Origin of the sequence: Staphylococcus sp. NWU MKU2, assembly GCF_033283605.1 — a bacterium.
Taxonomy (GTDB): domain Bacteria; phylum Bacillota; class Bacilli; order Staphylococcales; family Staphylococcaceae; genus Staphylococcus; species Staphylococcus haemolyticus.
In genome coordinates, this window is the sequence record NZ_JAVSMH010000001.1 from 255,846 (window position 1) to 273,201 (window position 17,356).

Here is a 17,356-nt window from a genome sequence, read left to right on the forward strand (position 1 = left end):
GTAATAGAAATAGCCATGGGAATGATTCCCATGGCTATTTCTATTATTCACTTTTCTTTTTTTTACCTGTTTCACGATCAATAGATTTATCGATATACACGTGCTTAAGTGTAGTATCTGGGCCTACTTTGTGATACTGTAACCCTTTAACTTGTGGATTAGTTAAATGTGCTTCACCTTTTTGATATATAGGTGCAACTGGTGCGTCGTGAAGTAAAATACTTTCAGCTTTTTGTAAAGCTTCATTTCTCTTATCAGGTTCACGTAGTAAAGAACCATTAGCTTCTTTGATAAGATTATCGTATTCTTCGTTACCCCAATCAGTATTATTTTGAGCATTACCTTTTGTCATTATTTCCAAGAAAGCCGTTGGGTCTGGATAGTCAGGACTCCACCCTGCATATGACGTTTCATAATTATTTGCTAACTCTAGAGTTATTTTTTGTTTAAATGGCATTTGTTTAATTTTTAGAGTAACACCAGGTAAATTTGTTTCAATCTGCGATTTTATATATTCAGCAGCAATCTTCGCTGCTGGGGTGTCTTGAGTATTCATAGTAAAAGTAAATTCTTTTTTACCTAATTCTTTTTGTGCAATTTCCCAATTTTGTTTTGCTTCTTTGGTATCATATTTTAATGGAGATGAAACTGTACTTGCGAAATCTTTGCCGTCTGGTGTTTTAGCAGTTCCAATACCAGTGAAATTGTCTGAGGCTAAAGAACCGTCATTTAAAACAGATTTTACATATCCTTTTTTATTAATAGCTTGCGCAATAGCTAATCTTAAGTGTTTATTTTTAAATTCCGGAACAGTTTTTTCATTCATTTTAATATAGAATGTAGCAGCAGTTAAACGATGGTTCAATGCTTTACTATTTTTATATTTGTTAACCTGCTCAGATGTTACGATCGTATCATCAACCGAATCTGTATCATATAATGATGCACCAGCTTGTTGATCTTTTAGTACTTTATAATTTACTTTATCTAATTTAACATTCTTTTTATCCCAATACTTGTCATTTTTTACAAGTTGAATTTTATCTTCCACTTGCCAATTAATTACTTTAAAAGGCCCATTATAAACTGCTCTATCGGCTTTTGTACCATATTTTTCTCCATATTTTTTGGCAATTTTAGAATTTTGAGGATCAAAAGTATTTAAAGCCAATAGTTCATTTATATAAGGCACAGGTTTTTCTAATTCAACTTGAAGTTTATATTTATCTAGTGCTTTAATTCCTAATTCACTCACTGGTTTTTTTCCTGAATTAACTAAATCTGCATTTTTAATATCACTCATTATGTAAGCAAATTCAGATGCTGTTTTGGGGTCCACAACTTTTCTCCATGCATAAACAAAGTCATCCGCAGTTACTGGGTCACCGTTAGACCACTTAGCATTTTTTCTTAAATTAATTGTTAAAGTTTTGCCCCCGTTACTTTTTTTAGGCATTTCTTTAGCTACACCTAAAGTAACCTTATCGCCTTTATCAATTGAATATAGGCCTTCAAATGCTTGGCCAGCTATATCTCCTGATACTGCATCTGTAATTAATGCCGTATCTAAAGTACTTATATCTTGTGTAATAACTTTTCTAAAGACTTGGCCATCATCTGAATATAAACTTTTATTATTACTACAAGCTGAAAGTACTAAAATCACCATTAATAAAGTTGCTATATATTTTAAAGATTTCATAGTAAATTCATCCTCCTTCCCCTGCATTTAAACGCTTTGCGTTTGATGTTCTTGTTTTAATTGAGCAGCTTCTTCATCAGTTACAAAAACATAATGATCTGGTCTTATTTCTTGAAGTTTTCGCTCAGAATTTTTAGATTCATCTTCTTGGTATGCTACACGTTTACGTGTTCTCTCACTATCTGGGTCAGGTTGAGGAATCGCTGATAATAATGATTTCGTATAATCATGTAATGGGTGATAATAAATTTCGTCAGCTGAACCTAATTCAACAATTTTCCCAAAATGCATTACCGCAATACGGTCAGAAATATATTTAACCATTGATAAATCATGGGCAATAAATAAGAAGGTAATTCCTCTTTCTCGCTGAAGTTTTAACATTAAATTAACTACCTGAGCTTGTATTGATACGTCTAGAGCTGAAATAGGCTCATCCGCAATAATAAATTCCGGTTCCACTGCTAGCGCACGCGCGATACCGATACGTTGACGTTGTCCACCAGAAAATTCGTGTGGATATCTATTCGCATGTTCTTTACTTAAACCTACCGTTTCAAGTAAGTCATAAACACGTCGTTTACGGTCTTTTTTACTGCTTGCTAATTTATGTATATCAATACCTTCTGCAACGATATCCATGACCTTTAATCTAGGATTAAGTGATGCATATGGATCTTGGAAAATCATTTGAATCTTTTTATTAAGCTTTAATAAATCTTTACGCTTAGAAATTTTTTGAATATCCTGTCCTTCATATAAAATTTCTCCACTTGTAATATCATTTAGCTTTATAATTGCTTTTCCAGTAGTTGATTTACCACATCCTGACTCTCCAACTAATCCTAATGTCTCTCCTTTGTATATATCGAAAGAAATGTCTTCAATGGCTCTAACTTCATTTCTCTTACCTTCGTTAAAGTATTGTTTTAAATTTTTTATTTGTAATAAAGTTTCTTTATTATTCATTGAACGACACCCTTTCTACTTGACGTGGTTTGTCATAATTATTTGGCATATGACGTTGTTTTTGTTTAACCATCTCAGGCGGTTCTACTTTAGGTGCACGTTCATCTAATAACCATGACTTAACAAAATGAGTCGGCGACACTTTGAACCAAGGTGGCTCTTGTTTAAAGTCAATATCTAAAGCATACTGACTCCTACGTGCGAATGCATCTCCTTTAGGAGGATGTAATAAATCAGGTGGTGTACCTGGAATCGCAATTAGTTCTGTATCATTACTAGTAGTTAAATCAGGCATTGATGATAATAATCCCCATGTATAAGGATGCTTAGGGTCATAAAATATTTCCTCAACATTACCTGTTTCAATCATTTGTCCACCGTACATTACTGCTACTCTATCTGCAATATTAGCTACTACACCTAAGTCATGTGTAATAAATATGATTGATGTATCAATCTTTTTCTGCAAATCTTTCATTAAATCTAAAATTTGAGCTTGCATTGTTACATCCAATGCTGTTGTTGGTTCATCTGCAATCAATACTTTAGGTTCACAAGCTAAAGCTGTTGCGATAACAATTCTTTGTCTTTGACCACCAGAGAATTGATGTGGGTATGCTTTGAAACGTTTTTCAGCATTAGGCAATCCAACTAAATTTAAAATTTCTAAAGCACGTTTTTTTGCTTCAGATTTACTATAATTACGATGTTTAATTAAAGGTTCCATTACTTGTTTCCCAATTTGCATCGTCGGATTGAGTGATGTCATTGGATCTTGGAATATCATCGAAATATCTTTTCCACGTAATTTAATTAATTCTTTCTCAGATTTATTTGCTAAATCTTCACCAAGAAAATCAATTGAACCTTTTTTAATACGGCCTGCATCTCCTTGGAATAGCTTTGTAATCGCTTTAGTGGTTACTGATTTTCCAGAACCAGACTCTCCCACTATTGCTAACGTTTCACCTTTGTTCAAATAAAAATCTACGCCTCTAACCGCTTGCACTTCCCCAGCAGTAATATCAAAGGAAACATGCAAGTCGTTGACTTCTAATACTCTTTCTGACATAACGTGTGCCTCCTTTATTATTTACGCATTTTAGGGTCAAATGCATCGCGTAAACCATCACTAAATAGATAGAAAAATAAAATTAATAAACTTAAAATTGTTGCTGGAATGAATAACTCGTGTGGATGAATTAATAACATTGCACGACCATCATTAACTAAAGATCCTAATGAGGTTTGTGGTGCAGGGACACCTATACCAATGAAACTTAAGAATGCTTCAAAGAAAATCGCACTTGGGACAGTAAACATAGATGTTACTACTATAGCCCCTAATGTATTAGGGAGAATATGTTTGAAAATCAAGTTGAATTTTGATGCGCCTAAAGTTCTTGATGCCATTACAAATTCTTGGTTTTTTAATTTTAAGAATTCACCACGAACAACCCTACTCATTCCTAACCAACCTGTGATTGACATGGCTAGTATAATCGTCCAAATAGAAGGTTCAAAAATAAGTACGAATAAAATTACTACAATAAGGTTTGGAATTGAAGCAATGATTTCCAAAATACGTTGCATTACATCATCTACTCGCCCACCAAAAAATCCTGAAATAGCGCCATATACTACTCCGATAAAAATATCTAATAAGGCAGCCACAATACCAATAACTAGAGAAATTTGAGTGCCTTTCCATGTACGTGTCCATAAATCTCTACCTAGTTGATCTGTTCCAAACCAATAATTTTCTTTAGCTCCCACTTTTACATAAGCATCTTTACCGTCAGAACCTGTACCATCAAATGGTAAAAAATGAACCTTGTCTAATACGGGAATTTTTGCTGGAAGATTTCGATAATCGACATTTTGTTCAGCATAATCATGTTTACTTATTAGTGGACCAACTAAAGCTAAAATTATTATAAGTATAAGGCCAATCATCCCTATTACAGCAAGTTTATTTCGTTTTAGCTGTGCCCATGCATCTTGCCAGAAATTTTTACTTTCTCGTTGCATTTCAGGTTCTTTATTTAAATCTAAATCTCTAATAACAAAATCAGAAGCTGCAATGCCTTCAGAGGTATGTGTCATCGCCGCGTTTGAATGATCATCCAACGGCTTTTCAAATTTATCATTTGTCATTATTTTTTACCTCCTTGCACACGAATTCTAGGATCAATAATTCCGTAAAGAATATCTACAATAAAGATTGAAACAATAAATAATGTACTAAATAATATTGTTGTAGCCATGATAACTGGGAAATCATTCGTTGTAATCGATCTAACGAATTGGTCCCCAAGACCTGGTACTCCAAAAATATTTTCAATAGTCAATGTACCAGTTAATATACTTGCTAACATTGGTACAATAATAGTAATAATTGGAATTAATGCATTACGTAATGCATGTCCAAATAGCACTCTTATAGAAGAGTTACCTTTTGCACGTGCTAATAATATGTAATCTGAACTTAATACTTCTATCATTTCTGCTCGTATATACCTTGCTACTGTTGCTAAAACTGTCGCGGACAATGCTAGTGAAGGTAAGACTGCTGTTGAAAATCCTTCCCACCCAGCTACTGGGAACCAACGTAAACGTACCGCAAACACATATTGTAAAAGTACGGCTAATACGAATGATGGTACTGATACTGCGATTACTGAAATTATAGTTGTTGTATAATCTACCCAGGTATTTTGTTTAGTAGCTGCTGCTACACCAAGGATTAACCCTAAAATAACCCCGATAATCATAGCTGTAATACCCATTTCCATAGAAGGAATCAATCTCGGTTTTATAAGCTCCCATACCGGTTGATTATGATATTGGAATGAATACCCAAAGTCTCCAGTTACGACATTCTTTAAATAATGAAGATATTGAATGGCAACCGGATCATTTAAACCATACTTTTCATTAAGGATCGCCTTTTGCTCAGCACTTAGTTTCGCATCGTTAAATGGTGAACCGGGCATTAATTTCATTAAGAAAAATGTAATTGTAATAATAATGAAAAGCGATAAAAACATATATCCCAAACGTTTAAAAATATATCGCGTCATTAAATAACCCCCTTATTGAATTTTCAAAATTAACATTCCCTTCAAAATTTTCAGAAATATTTAGTAACATTATATATATAATTTTCATATAATTGCAATATAATTTTCACAAAATTAAAAAAAGTAAGCGTTTAAATAAAAACATTTTAAGGATTACTTTGACAGTCTTTTTTATTCTAACTATAAATAAGAATATATAATTTATAAAATTTAAGTTACAATAAATTAAATCGTCAACTGGGGGCTTTATTATGAAGAATTTAAAGAACTGGATGATATGGTTGATAATTACTCCCATTTTATCTATGATACTGTGGATTATATTTACAAATCATACTCTTATTTCATATATTAATACACTTTTTTATTTATCTCTTATTATATTCATCGCCATTTTTTTCATTTTATTAGTTCAAGAGGGCATTTTTGATGCAACGAGCTATGGTTTTAGAAGAATAAGATATCAACTATCGTCTCGTTCAAAAAAGAGAACAATGGCGGATGATGAATTTTTAAATCCTCAACAAGTTAAAAAGGAACATTATTTTATATCTACATGGATTGCTCCAGCTTTAATATGTAATATTGCATACTTTGTGATGACAATAATAATTTCATTTCTACTTTAAATCATTCTATATACAAAAAATAGACCAAGGACATTATCAATTAGTGTCCTTGATCTAATATCATTTTTCCAAAATTAATCTTCAAATTTCTTAAATACTAATACTGCATTATGACCACCAAAGCCTAGACTGTTACTCATTGCATAAGTAATTTCTAAATCTTGCGCTTCATTTGGAACGATGTCTAGATCACATTCAGGATCTGGTGTATTCGCATGAATAGTTGGTGCGACTTTAGAGTCACGAATAGATAATGCTGAGAAGATAGCCTCTAAACCACCAGTAGCACCTAATAAATGACCAGTCATTGATTTAGTAGAGCTAACTTTTAGTTGATTAGCAGCATCTCCAAAGGTATTCTTGATCGCTCTGATTTCATACATATCACCTACAGGTGTACTCGTGCCATGTGCATTAAGATATTGAACATCTTTTGCTTCAATACCTGCATCATCAAGTGCTGCTTGCATTGCACGTGAACCACCTTCACCTTCAGGAGCGGGAGCTGTAATATGATATGCATCACCAGTTGAACCATAACCAACTATTTCAGCATAGATTTGAGCACCACGCGCTTGTGCCGATTCTAATGATTCAATCACTAAAATACCAGCACCTTCACCCATAACAAAGCCATCTCGACCTTCTTGGAATGGACGGCAAGCTGTTTCTTTATCATCATTTGTAGATAAGGCACGACTAGCACTGAATCCTGCAAGTGCCATGTGTGTAATTGGTGCTTCTGTACCACCTGTTATCATCGCATCTGCATCGCCGCGTTGTATAATTTTAAATGCTTCACCAATTGAGTTTGTACCAGTAGCACATGCTGTAACTGTAGAGCCATTTGGCCCTTTTGCACCTAAATCAATTGATACTTGGCCAGTTGCCATATCAGGAATTAACATAGGTACGAAGAATGGACTTACTCTTCTTGGACCCTTATTTTGAAGTGTTGTATGTGCTGTTTCAAACGTTTCCATACCACCAATTCCTGAACCAATCCATACACCTATGCGATTAGCAGTTTCATCATTGATGTCCAATTTAGCATCTTCAACTGCTTGACGTGCTGCAACTACCGCATATTGTGTGAAACGATCCATGCGTCGAGCTTCTTTCTTTTCAATATGGTCTTCAATATTAAAATCTTTAAGTTCACCTGCTAAATGAACATTATAATCTTCTGTATCTATTCTAGTAATAGTATCGATTCCATTAACACCTTTCAAGGCATTTTCCCAACTTGTCTGGGCATCATTGCCAATAGGTGATAATGCACCCATACCAGTAATTACAACTCGTTTATTCTCAGTCATACATTATATCCTCCTATTTACCCCATTTGATAACCATAGCGCCCCATGTTAGGCCACCACCAAAACCTACTAATACTAGTGTGTCATCATCTTTAATTCTTCCATTTTCTAATTCTTGTGAAATACTTAAAGGTATTGAGGCAGCAGATGTGTTACCAAAGCGATTAACAGATACACTCATCTTTTCTCTCTCTATACCTAGTCTTTCTCGAGCTGATTCCATAATTCTAATGTTTGCTTGGTGAGGTATAAACATATCAATATCATCTGATTGTAGACCAGCTTTATCAACCACTCGTGTTGATGCTTCACCCATAATTCTTACCGCAAACTTGAAGACTTCTCGTCCGTTCATTACTAGTTTACCAGTATCTTTGTTTAAGTATAAGTATTTTCCACCGTTACCATCAGATCCCATTTCATAACTAATGATACCTCGTCCTTCTGAAACTTCTCCAATAACTACTGCACCAGCACCATCACCAAAAAGGACTGCTGTTGAACGATCTGTTAAATCAGTAATCTTAGATAATTTGTCTGCACCAACTACTAGGATATTTTTATAATCACCTGATTGAACATATTGTTTTGCTGTAATCATAGAATACATAAATCCAGAACATGCAGCTAATTGATCCATTGTTGGTACTTTACGTGTTCCCAATTTTTCTTGCAACATATTGGCAACCGATGGAAATGGCATATCTCCAGTAGCAGTTGCAACAATAATCATATCTATATCAGCAGGTGTGATTCCTGCATCTTCAATCGCTTTTTTACTAGCTTCGAATGCTAAGTCAGATGTATCTTGATCTTCACTAGCCCAGCGTCTCTCTTTAATTCCAGTCATTTTAGAAATCCATTCATCTGAAGTTTCTAAAAAACTTTCGAAATAAGCGTTATCAACGACTTTCTCTGGCGCATATGCACCAAATCCTTTTATACCTACGTTCATGAACGTACACCTTCTTACTTCATTTTTTAATACCAGGTATTAATTTAACACATTTTTTTACCACTACTCAAGTAGTTACCCTTTCACAAACACAGATTTCATTAAATAAATTTGATTACAAATTTTTTATCAGTTAACTGCTATCTCTATACAAATAGATTACTTTACTTTAGAATGAAAGTATATAAATAATGGAGGTCATCGGTATGAAATACCTCGTAACTTTTATTTGGGCAGTCATCTTATTACAAATGGTTAACTTTGTATTAAATAGTTTAAATGGCGGTGGAACATTAAACTTTATCACGCCAATAGTTCTAGCAGTTATCTTTACAATTGTAATTGCTATTCTAGCTGCCATGATTAAACCAGATGATTTTACCCGTTCAGGTAACAGATAGTCTTATTACTACATAATAATACAATACGTTAAAAACGCTTGGAATTTGAATTTAAAACTCAAATTTCAAGTGTTTTTCTATATTAAACTAGATATAGATGAACCCTTAATATTATAGCGATACATTACAACCTTCAAGTCTTTGAAAAAGTCTTTAAAGTGAGGAATTACTTATTCTTACTAATCTTTAGTTTAAGTTATAACTAGAGCAAGTGAATGCAACAATACACTGAACTGCACTTAAAAACAAAAAAACCTAGAAAGTGCTCATCACACTCCCTAGGTTTACCTAAACATTCATTATTCATTTTCAGGCTTTTGTACATCAAATGTTAATTCATGATCATCATTTATATCAACTTTTACCACAGTACCTTCAGGCATGCTTTCTTTAATCATCATACGTGCTAATGGTGTTTCAATTTGACGTTGAACAAAACGTTTCAATGGTCTTGCACCAAATTGTGGTTCGTATGCTTCTTCTCCTAACCATTTTTTCGCGTCATCAGACACATCAATTGAAATACGTTGATCCATTAAACGTATATTTAATTGAGTTAAGATTTTATCGACAATCATACTCATATCATTAATAGATAATGGTTTAAATAATACTATATCATCCATACGGTTTAAGATTTCTGGTTTAAAGAATGCATGTAAGCTATCCATTACAGCTTTTTCAGTGTCTTCAGTAATGTCACCAGTATCTTTAACATTCTCAAGTAATACTTGTGAACCGATGTTACTTGTCATAATAATGATAGTGTTTTTAAAGTCAACACTGCGTCCTTTAGAATCAGTTAAACGACCTTCATCTAATATTTGAAGTAAAACGTTGAATACATCACTATGTGCTTTTTCAACTTCATCTAATAAAATGACCGAATATGGATTACGTCTAACCGCTTCTGTTAATTGTCCTCCTTCATCATGACCTACATAACCTGGAGGAGCACCAATCAATCTAGAAACTGAATGTTTCTCCATATACTCACTCATGTCGATTCGAATCATGTGTTTCTCAGAATCAAACAATGATGCAGCTAATGATTTTGCTAATTCAGTTTTACCTACACCAGTTGGTCCTAAGAATAAGAAACTACCAATCGGTCTATTAGGATCTTTAATACCTGCACGTGCTCTTACTACAGCATCAGATACTAAGTCTACTGCTTTATCTTGACCCACAACACGTTCGTGTAAGATATCACTTAGGTTCAATAATTTTTCTCTTTCAGTTTCAACTAATTTTGATACTGGAATACCAGTCCATTGACTTACGATGTCTCCAATTTCTTCATCAGAAACAACTTCACGAATCATACGTTCGCTGTCACCTTGTTCATCTTGATAAGCTTCTTCAAATTCTTTTAATTCTTTTTCTAATTGAGGTATTGTACCATATTGTAATTCTGCTGCTTTTTCTAGATTGCCCTCAGTTTGTGCATCTTCTAGAGCTTGACGACTGCGATCTAATTCAGCACGTTTTTCTTGTACTTTCGCAATTTTTTCTTTCTCTTGTTCAACACGAGATTGTAAGGAAGCTTGTTTTTCTTTTTCATTTGAAAGTTCTTCTTGTAATTCTTCTAAACGATGTTTACTTGCGTTGTCAGATTCATTTTTCAAAGCACTTTCTTCAATTTCTAATTGCATAACACGACGATTAACTTGATCTAATTCAGTTGGATTTGAACCCATTTCTGTTCGAATTGTTGCACATGCTTGGTCAACTAAATCGATTGCTTTGTCAGGTAAAAATCTATCAGTAATATATCGATCTGATAATTCAGCTGCTGCAACTAAAGCACGGTCTTGAATACGTACTCCATGATAAACTTCATAGCGTTCTTTTAATCCACGTAAAATTGAAATTGTATCTTCTACATCTGGTTCACTTACGCCTACTTTTTGGAAACGACGTTCTAATGCAGAATCTTTCTCAATATATTCTCTATATTCATTTAAAGTAGTTGCACCAATACAATGCAATTCGCCGCGTGCTAACATCGGTTTCAACATGTTACCAGCATCCATTGCACCATCTGTTTTACCTGCACCAACTAGCATATGAATTTCATCAATGAATAAAATAATGCGTCCATCTGACTCTTTTACTTCTTTAAGTACTGCTTTAAGTCGCTCTTCAAATTCACCTCTAAATTTTGCACCAGCAACCAATGCGCTTAAATCTAATTCAAAAATTGTTTTATCGAGTAATGATTCAGGCACATCTTTTCGTACAATTCGTTGCGCTAAACCTTCAACAATTGCAGTTTTACCTACACCAGGTTCCCCGATTAATACTGGATTGTTTTTAGTTTTACGACTTAAGATTCGAATTGTGTTACGAATTTCTTCATCCCTGCCAATAACAGGGTCCATTTTACCTTGACGTACTTCTTCTACTAAGTCACGACCATATTTTTCTAAAGCTTCATAATTTACTTCTGGATTTTGTGAAGTCACATGATTTCCCCCTCTTACTTTAGTTATTATTTCTTTCACAACTTCTTCTTTATTTCCAACAAATTGTTTAGTAGTATCATCAATATCCATCGCAGCACGAAGGACGTGTTCCATTGAAATATATTCATCTTCATATTCTTTCATATATGATTCAGCTTTATTTAATAATTCATTTGCTTTAGCTCCTATATACTGTCCATATTGAATATTATCTCCTTGTACAGAAGGATAATTTTTCAATTTATTTGTATACGCTTGATTTAATTCATCTGTATCTATATTTGCTCGTTCTAATATGCTTTTAAATAAACTATCAGTTTCTTCTAAAGTTCCTTTTAATATAGCTTCAATTTCAATATTTTGTAATTCGTTTTCTTTACTCAATTCAACGGCTTTTTGTAATGCACCTTGAATTGCATATGTCATTTGATTAATATCCAAATTTGTTCACCCCTATATATTTGATAAGAGCAAGGTCAATTACCTCATTTTTTGACTTTGACTTTCTTTGACCTTAATTACATTATAGACCCTCTTACATGATTACGCAACACATACACTCAACTTTTACAAATTTCTCAAACTGCCTGGTCAAGCTAGTTTGACGCAATTAGTAAGTCTCTTTCATTACTTGTTTTATCACACTTTTTCTGTTATAAACATCAAATATACGTTAAAACATCAAATATACGTTAAAACATCAAATATACGTTAAAACATCAAATAAAATAAACCAGTTCAATGATTTAAAATCACTAAACTGGTTTAGAATGAATTATTTGTTTTTTGAATTTTTCTTTATAGCTTTGATTATTTCATCTGATAAAGCTTTTACACCACTATTTTCAAGATGCACACCATCTGGTGCAAAATATTCAGAATGTCCTGCAGAACGTTGGTACCAATCCACTAAAGTTACATTCTTATGCTTCTTAGCAGCATTAGCTAGTTGTTTATTAACATTATCTTGCCAATCTCGAGGAACACGTGTATTAACAAGGTAAATTTGTGCTTTACCAAACTTATTAATTAATTGATTTAATTCTTCCTCTGTAAAATCACCATTTGTACCTAGTTCTAAAACGACTTTATCTGATGGTTTATTATAATTTGAATAATTGCCTGCTATTGACAACGCTTCTTGTAGATGACGACCAACTTTACCATCAATGGTTGCTTTAGGTACTTGAGATTTAAATTCTTCCCCAATATCTACCATCACTGAGTCTCCAATAAGTAATGGACTAATATTAGTATAAACTTGTTTTTTACTTTTACTATTACTACTTGAGCCATCGATTTTTATATTTTCCCCAGGCATCATTCTTACTAGATATTTATCTTGATCACTCGTGTTGAATGAATTTGCTTTGTTTTCAATTTCATCTTTTCCAAAACGATCGAAGACCCCTAAGAATAACAATACTATCGGTATCATAGCAATAATTGACACTATTGTTCTAATAAATTTAGGTCGTTTTAAATAATTGAATGAAAATGCCTTTAAACCTTCTCGTCTAAATGGTGTTTCAATATAACGATATGATAACTCAGCAAATAAAACTGTAAGTATGATATCAACAAAGTACACATAAATAGGAAGTTGCCCATCAACAAAATGAATGTGTATAAAACTTATGACAGGAAAATGCCATAAATATAAACTATAAGAGCGTTTACCTATATAAACAAATATACGATGACCTAAGACCTTTGCTAGTATACTAGAAGGGTGTACGACACTAGCAATAATAAATAATGTCATACCTGAGATAAGATAAAATCCACCATTATAAATCCATGCACTAGTATCTTTCACTGTAAAGAATAAGAAGATAAGTATTATTAGACCTAAGATGCCTATACCATCAATAGAACGTTGCAATACTTTTGGTGGATTGACTTTTAATTTAAACGGTGGCCATACAAATGCTAATATCACACCCAATAATAACGTCTGCAAGCGAGTATCTGTCCCAAAATAAACTCTTGAATACCCAACATTGGGTTGTGAAATAATGACCATCGCTAATAAAGACACTAGAGAAATAATCCATAATATCAAAGTAACATTGCGATATTTTTTAATCGTTAAGAGTAAAATGACTAACACAAATGGGAAGAACAAATAGAACTGTTCTTCTATTGCAAGTGACCACAAGTGTTTTAATGGCATAAATGAAAATTGTTCGAAGTAGTTAACATCTTTGGCAATATACCACCAATTCGACACATAGAATAATGCAGCGATAATATCATGTTTAACTCGAACGATTTGTTGTGGTTCAAATATTAATGTAGCAATTCCAACGACGATTAATAGCGCAACAACTGCTGGAAGCAACCTTTTAACTCGTCGAATCCAGAATTGTTTAAGGCTAATAATACCTCGTTCCTCGTATTCCTTTAAAAGTAAACTTGTGATTAAATATCCAGAAATAACGAAGAAGGTATCTACACCTATGAAACCACCTGTAAGCCATTTCCTGTTTAAATGGTATATGATAATACCTAAGACAGCAATTGCTCTTAGTCCATCTAAACCAGGCATGTAACGCATTTTAGTCTTACGTTGTTTCCCTTTTTCAAAATCTTGTTTCATTGTTCACATTCTTTCCCTATTAAATAATAAATTTTAATAAATTCATTAATTACTAAAGCACTGAAAATCAGGATAAAACGAAAGCCGATGATCAACAACATGAGAAAATATGATTTAAGTTAATATTCTTTTATATTTTAATGTATATGATTGAATCGAGTTTTATACTTAGATGTCTGAGCTTGAACTATAATAATATTTTATAAAATTTGACGCATTTATTATTATTTTTCATAAATGCAAGTACAATTTAAATTATTTTATATTGTAATTCTTATGTATTGTAGTATAACGCTTAAACAAATTCAATTTATATTACAATTATGTCATTTATTAACTTAACTTTGTCACTAAAAGCATTGAAAATGAACATTTAAATTGTTTCTATTATAAATAAAAAAACAATAGTACATCCTAATCGTGTACTATTGTTCAAAAGCGATTAATTAGCCAACGCCTAATGCAATTTTAGCGTATCTTGACATCATATCTATGTTCCAAGGTGGATTCCAAACAATATTAACTTCTGTGTCTTGTATTTCTGGAATCTCAGCTAATACTGTTTTAATTTGTTCGATAATTTGTGGCCCAAGTGGGCAACCCATTGATGTTAAAGTCATTTCAACTGTACATAAACCATCATCATCAACATTCACTTTATATACTAAACCTAAATTAACGATATCAATACCTAATTCAGGGTCAATAACCATTTCAAGTGCACCTAGGATACTGTCTTTTAATGCCTCTTCCATTAGTATCACCTCTCATTATTTATCTTTACACTAATATATCAAATATCCGACAAAACGCCAATAAAATGCTATGATACAACTAAGCGATTAAAGACGTTATAATAACATTATAAAGTTGATTTATGTATCAATTTTAAAAACATTTAATATGAAATGTTAATGTATTTTATTCTATAGATATGTAGCTTAAGGAGAAATATATGAAACCTTATTTAATTTGTTTAGACTTAGATGGGACATTATTAAATGATAATAAAGAAATTAGCGATTATACTAAGCAAGTACTTACAACATTAAAAAAGCAAGGTCATCGCATTATGATTGCGACCGGAAGACCATACCGTGCAAGCCAAATTTATTATCATGAATTAAACATGGACACACCTATTGTAAACTTCAATGGGGCTTATGTTCATCATCCTAAATCAGATGATTTTAAAACGACACACGAGGTTCTAGATGTGGACCTCGCTAGAAACATGATCGAAACACTTCAAAAAGCCAAAGTTACAAATATTATTGCTGAGGTTCGCGATCACGTGTTTATTAATAATCATGACCCTAGATTATTTGAGGGTTTTTCAATGGGTAATCCTAAAATTGAAACAGGTAATTTATTAGAAGAATTATATGAAGCACCAACGTCGTTATTAGTAGAAGCAGAAGAGATTTACATACCTAGAATCAAGCAAATGTTGACGCGTTTCTATGCAGAGAATATTGAGCACAGACGTTGGGGCGCGCCTTTCCCAGTAATCGAAATCGTTAAACGCGGGATTAGTAAAGCGCGTGGGATTGATCAAGTCAAAGACTATTTAGGAATTGAACCTTCACATATTATAGCCTTCGGAGACGAGGATAATGATATTGAAATGATTAAATATGCTAAATATGGTATCGCAATGGACAATGGTCTAGATGAATTAAAACATATTGCAAACCATATTACTTATTCAAATAATGATGATGGTATCGGCCGTTATTTAAATGATTTCTTTAAATTAAATATACCTTATAAAGGTTAAACAACAATTCTTAAGTGAGACAAATGTATACTTTTATAATGTCTCACTATTTTAATATATTTTTCTGGAGGAATGTATGATGCGTAAAATAATTGTAGTCGGTGCTGTCGCCGGTGGTGCGACCTGTGCTAGCCAAATACGACGTTTAGATAAAGACAGTGAAATTACTATTTTTGAAAAAGACCGCGACATGAGTTTCGCAAATTGTGGATTACCCTACTTTATAGGTAACATTGTTAATGAACGTAAAGATGTTTTACCAATTACGCCAGACGTGTTTAAAGAAAAGAAAAATATTACAGTTAAAACGTATCATGAAGTAATTGCTATTAATGACAAAGATCAAACAGTGACGGTAGTAAATCGTCAAACGAATGAAAAATTTAAAGCGAGTTATGACGAATTAATATTGAGTCCTGGTGCAGGTGCTAATTCTTTAGGATTTGATAGTGATTACATATTCACTTTACGCAATATGGAGGATACTGATGCCATCGATCGATTTATAGATCAACATCAGGCTAAGAAAGCATTAGTAGTAGGAGCAGGTTATATTTCATTAGAAGTCTTGGAGAATTTATATGCTAGAGGATTAGATGTTACTCTAATTCACCGCTCTGATAAAATTAACAAGTTGATGGACCAAGATATGAATCAAGTTATCTTTGACGAGTTAGATTCGAGACACATACCTTATCGGTTAAATGAGGAAATTGTAAGTGTTAAAAATCATCTGGTTACTTTTAAATCAGGCATTCAAGAAGACTTCGATATTATTATTGAAGGCGTTGGCACACATCCAAACTCGAAATTTATCGAGTCATCTAACGTAGAATTAGATGATAAAGGCTTCGTTAAAGTTAACGATAAGTTTGAAACAAACATCCCAAATATTTATGCTTTGGGTGATGTGATTACCTCTTCGTACCGTCATGTAAATCTACCCGCACAAGTTCCATTAGCTTGGGGAGCACATCGTGGCGCAAGCGTCATTGCAGAACAACTAGCTGGTAATAAAAATATCATTTTCAAAGGTTTTTTAGGTACCAATATCGTTAAATTTTTCGACTATACATTAGCAAGCGTCGGCATCAAAGTCGAAGAATTAACGCATTTTGATTATCAAATGGTTGAATTAAATTCTGGCACTCATGCAGGTTATTACCCTGGAAATACTAATGTCCACTTACGCGTTTACTTTGACACAAATAATCGTCATCTTTTACGTGCTGCCGCAGTAGGTAAAACAGGTGTTGATAAGCGTATTGACGTATTATCAATGGCAATGATGAGCGAATTAACCATTGATGAATTAACTGAATTTGAAGTGGCATACGCACCACCATACAGTCATCCAAAAGATTTAGTTAATATGATTGGTTACAAAGCTAGAGATTTATAAAAGATAGCCCTTAAATGATTACTGCAAATTCAATCATTTAAGGGCT

The 17,356-nt window shown here is 33.1% G+C and carries 14 protein-coding genes; 4 read left to right on the forward strand and 10 right to left on the reverse strand.

Translation table 11 applies throughout. The annotated features are described in order from the left end of the window. Positions 1 to 43: 43 nt before the first annotated feature. From SBL15_RS01450 to opp3b, 5 genes are read right to left on the reverse strand one after another with little or no spacing between them, the layout of a single operon-like run. Positions 44 to 1,702, reverse strand: coding sequence for a peptide ABC transporter substrate-binding protein (locus SBL15_RS01450; protein WP_317954975.1), 1,659 nt, complete (start codon positions 1,700 to 1,702; stop codon positions 44 to 46). Between the two features lie 27 nt (positions 1,703 to 1,729). Next, on the reverse strand, positions 1,730 to 2,671 hold the full coding sequence (locus tag SBL15_RS01455) for an ABC transporter ATP-binding protein (protein WP_107611396.1): 942 nt from the start codon (positions 2,669 to 2,671) through the stop codon (positions 1,730 to 1,732). Then, complete coding sequence (locus SBL15_RS01460; RefSeq protein WP_107614150.1) at positions 2,664 to 3,743, reverse strand: ABC transporter ATP-binding protein; 1,080 nt, start codon at positions 3,741 to 3,743, stop codon at positions 2,664 to 2,666. The genes SBL15_RS01455 and SBL15_RS01460 overlap by 8 nt, the downstream gene beginning before the upstream one ends. 17 nt (positions 3,744 to 3,760) lie before the next feature. After that, complete coding sequence (opp3C, locus tag SBL15_RS01465) at positions 3,761 to 4,828, reverse strand: oligopeptide ABC transporter permease (protein WP_107613601.1); 1,068 nt, start codon at positions 4,826 to 4,828, stop codon at positions 3,761 to 3,763. Then, entirely contained in the window at positions 4,828 to 5,754 is a 927-nt protein-coding gene (gene opp3b, locus SBL15_RS01470; protein WP_037549066.1) for an oligopeptide ABC transporter permease, read from the reverse strand. Before opp3b ends, opp3C begins: the two co-directional genes overlap by 1 nt. Positions 5,755 to 6,005: 251 nt before the next feature. On the opposite strand from opp3b, the gene SBL15_RS01475 reads away from it, so the two are divergent. Continuing rightward, positions 6,006 to 6,383 carry a DUF3899 domain-containing protein gene (locus SBL15_RS01475; RefSeq protein WP_107612343.1) on the forward strand — a complete coding sequence of 126 codons (378 nt, stop codon included), beginning with the start codon at positions 6,006 to 6,008 and terminating at the stop codon, positions 6,381 to 6,383. 74 nt (positions 6,384 to 6,457) lie between these two features. On the opposite strand, the gene fabF is transcribed toward SBL15_RS01475, so the two are convergent. Together fabF and SBL15_RS01485 are read right to left on the reverse strand one after the other, a co-directional pair. Then, positions 6,458 to 7,702, reverse strand: a complete 1,245-nt coding sequence (fabF, locus tag SBL15_RS01480; protein ID WP_107612345.1) for a beta-ketoacyl-ACP synthase II — start codon at positions 7,700 to 7,702, stop codon at positions 6,458 to 6,460. A 13-nt stretch (positions 7,703 to 7,715) separates the two neighbouring features. Next, positions 7,716 to 8,657: a beta-ketoacyl-ACP synthase III gene (locus SBL15_RS01485; protein ID WP_037538680.1), complete on the reverse strand. Its 942-nt coding sequence runs from the start codon at positions 8,655 to 8,657 to the stop codon at positions 7,716 to 7,718. A 206-nt stretch (positions 8,658 to 8,863) separates the two neighbouring features. On the opposite strand from SBL15_RS01485, the gene SBL15_RS01490 reads away from it, so the two are divergent. Next, positions 8,864 to 9,058: a YjzD family protein gene (locus SBL15_RS01490; protein ID WP_011276241.1), complete on the forward strand. Its 195-nt coding sequence runs from the start codon at positions 8,864 to 8,866 to the stop codon at positions 9,056 to 9,058. Between the two features lie 299 nt (positions 9,059 to 9,357). On the opposite strand, the gene clpB is transcribed toward SBL15_RS01490, so the two are convergent. The 3 genes from clpB to SBL15_RS01505 all read right to left on the reverse strand — a co-directional run bounded on the left by clpB (position 9,358) and on the right by SBL15_RS01505 (position 14,883). Further along, positions 9,358 to 11,967 carry an ATP-dependent chaperone ClpB gene (gene clpB / locus SBL15_RS01495; protein ID WP_037538684.1) on the reverse strand — a complete coding sequence of 870 codons (2,610 nt, stop codon included), beginning with the start codon at positions 11,965 to 11,967 and terminating at the stop codon, positions 9,358 to 9,360. Between the two features lie 334 nt (positions 11,968 to 12,301). Then, on the reverse strand, positions 12,302 to 14,128 hold the full coding sequence (locus SBL15_RS01500; RefSeq protein WP_037538687.1) for an acyltransferase family protein: 1,827 nt from the start codon (positions 14,126 to 14,128) through the stop codon (positions 12,302 to 12,304). A gap of 446 nt (positions 14,129 to 14,574) precedes the next feature. After that, positions 14,575 to 14,883, reverse strand: a complete 309-nt coding sequence (locus SBL15_RS01505; RefSeq protein ID WP_317954978.1) for a metal-sulfur cluster assembly factor — start codon at positions 14,881 to 14,883, stop codon at positions 14,575 to 14,577. Positions 14,884 to 15,083: 200 nt separating this feature from the next. Here SBL15_RS01505 and SBL15_RS01510 point away from each other — a divergent pair, with 200 nt between their 5' ends. Together SBL15_RS01510 and SBL15_RS01515 are read left to right on the forward strand one after the other, a co-directional pair. Beyond that, positions 15,084 to 15,908: a Cof-type HAD-IIB family hydrolase gene (locus SBL15_RS01510; protein WP_107612349.1), complete on the forward strand. Its 825-nt coding sequence runs from the start codon at positions 15,084 to 15,086 to the stop codon at positions 15,906 to 15,908. A gap of 79 nt (positions 15,909 to 15,987) precedes the next feature. Then, positions 15,988 to 17,310 carry a CoA-disulfide reductase gene (locus SBL15_RS01515; RefSeq protein WP_107612351.1) on the forward strand — a complete coding sequence of 441 codons (1,323 nt, stop codon included), beginning with the start codon at positions 15,988 to 15,990 and terminating at the stop codon, positions 17,308 to 17,310. Positions 17,311 to 17,356: the final 46 nt, after the last annotated feature.

Excerpts from the sequence above, each read along its gene's own strand:
- SBL15_RS01460 (WP_107614150.1), bottom strand. The coding sequence starts at position 3,743 with ATGTCAGAAAGAGTATTAGAAGTCAACGACTTGCATGTTTCCTTTGAT.
- opp3C (WP_107613601.1), bottom strand. The coding sequence starts at position 4,828 with ATGACAAATGATAAATTTGAAAAGCCGTTGGATGATCATTCAAACGCG.
- SBL15_RS01455 (WP_107611396.1), bottom strand. The coding sequence starts at position 2,671 with ATGAATAATAAAGAAACTTTATTACAAATAAAAAATTTAAAACAATAC.
- SBL15_RS01510 (WP_107612349.1), top strand. The coding sequence starts at position 15,084 with ATGAAACCTTATTTAATTTGTTTAGACTTAGATGGGACATTATTAAAT.
- SBL15_RS01500 (WP_037538687.1), bottom strand. The coding sequence starts at position 14,128 with ATGAAACAAGATTTTGAAAAAGGGAAACAACGTAAGACTAAAATGCGT.
- SBL15_RS01505 (WP_317954978.1), bottom strand. The coding sequence starts at position 14,883 with ATGGAAGAGGCATTAAAAGACAGTATCCTAGGTGCACTTGAAATGGTT.
- opp3b (WP_037549066.1), bottom strand. The coding sequence starts at position 5,754 with ATGACGCGATATATTTTTAAACGTTTGGGATATATGTTTTTATCGCTT.
- SBL15_RS01485 (WP_037538680.1), bottom strand. The coding sequence starts at position 8,657 with ATGAACGTAGGTATAAAAGGATTTGGTGCATATGCGCCAGAGAAAGTC.
- SBL15_RS01515 (WP_107612351.1), top strand. The coding sequence starts at position 15,988 with ATGCGTAAAATAATTGTAGTCGGTGCTGTCGCCGGTGGTGCGACCTGT.
- SBL15_RS01475 (WP_107612343.1), top strand. The coding sequence starts at position 6,006 with ATGAAGAATTTAAAGAACTGGATGATATGGTTGATAATTACTCCCATT.
- fabF (WP_107612345.1), bottom strand. The coding sequence starts at position 7,702 with ATGACTGAGAATAAACGAGTTGTAATTACTGGTATGGGTGCATTATCA.
- SBL15_RS01450 (WP_317954975.1), bottom strand. The coding sequence starts at position 1,702 with ATGAAATCTTTAAAATATATAGCAACTTTATTAATGGTGATTTTAGTA.
- SBL15_RS01490 (WP_011276241.1), top strand. The coding sequence starts at position 8,864 with ATGAAATACCTCGTAACTTTTATTTGGGCAGTCATCTTATTACAAATG.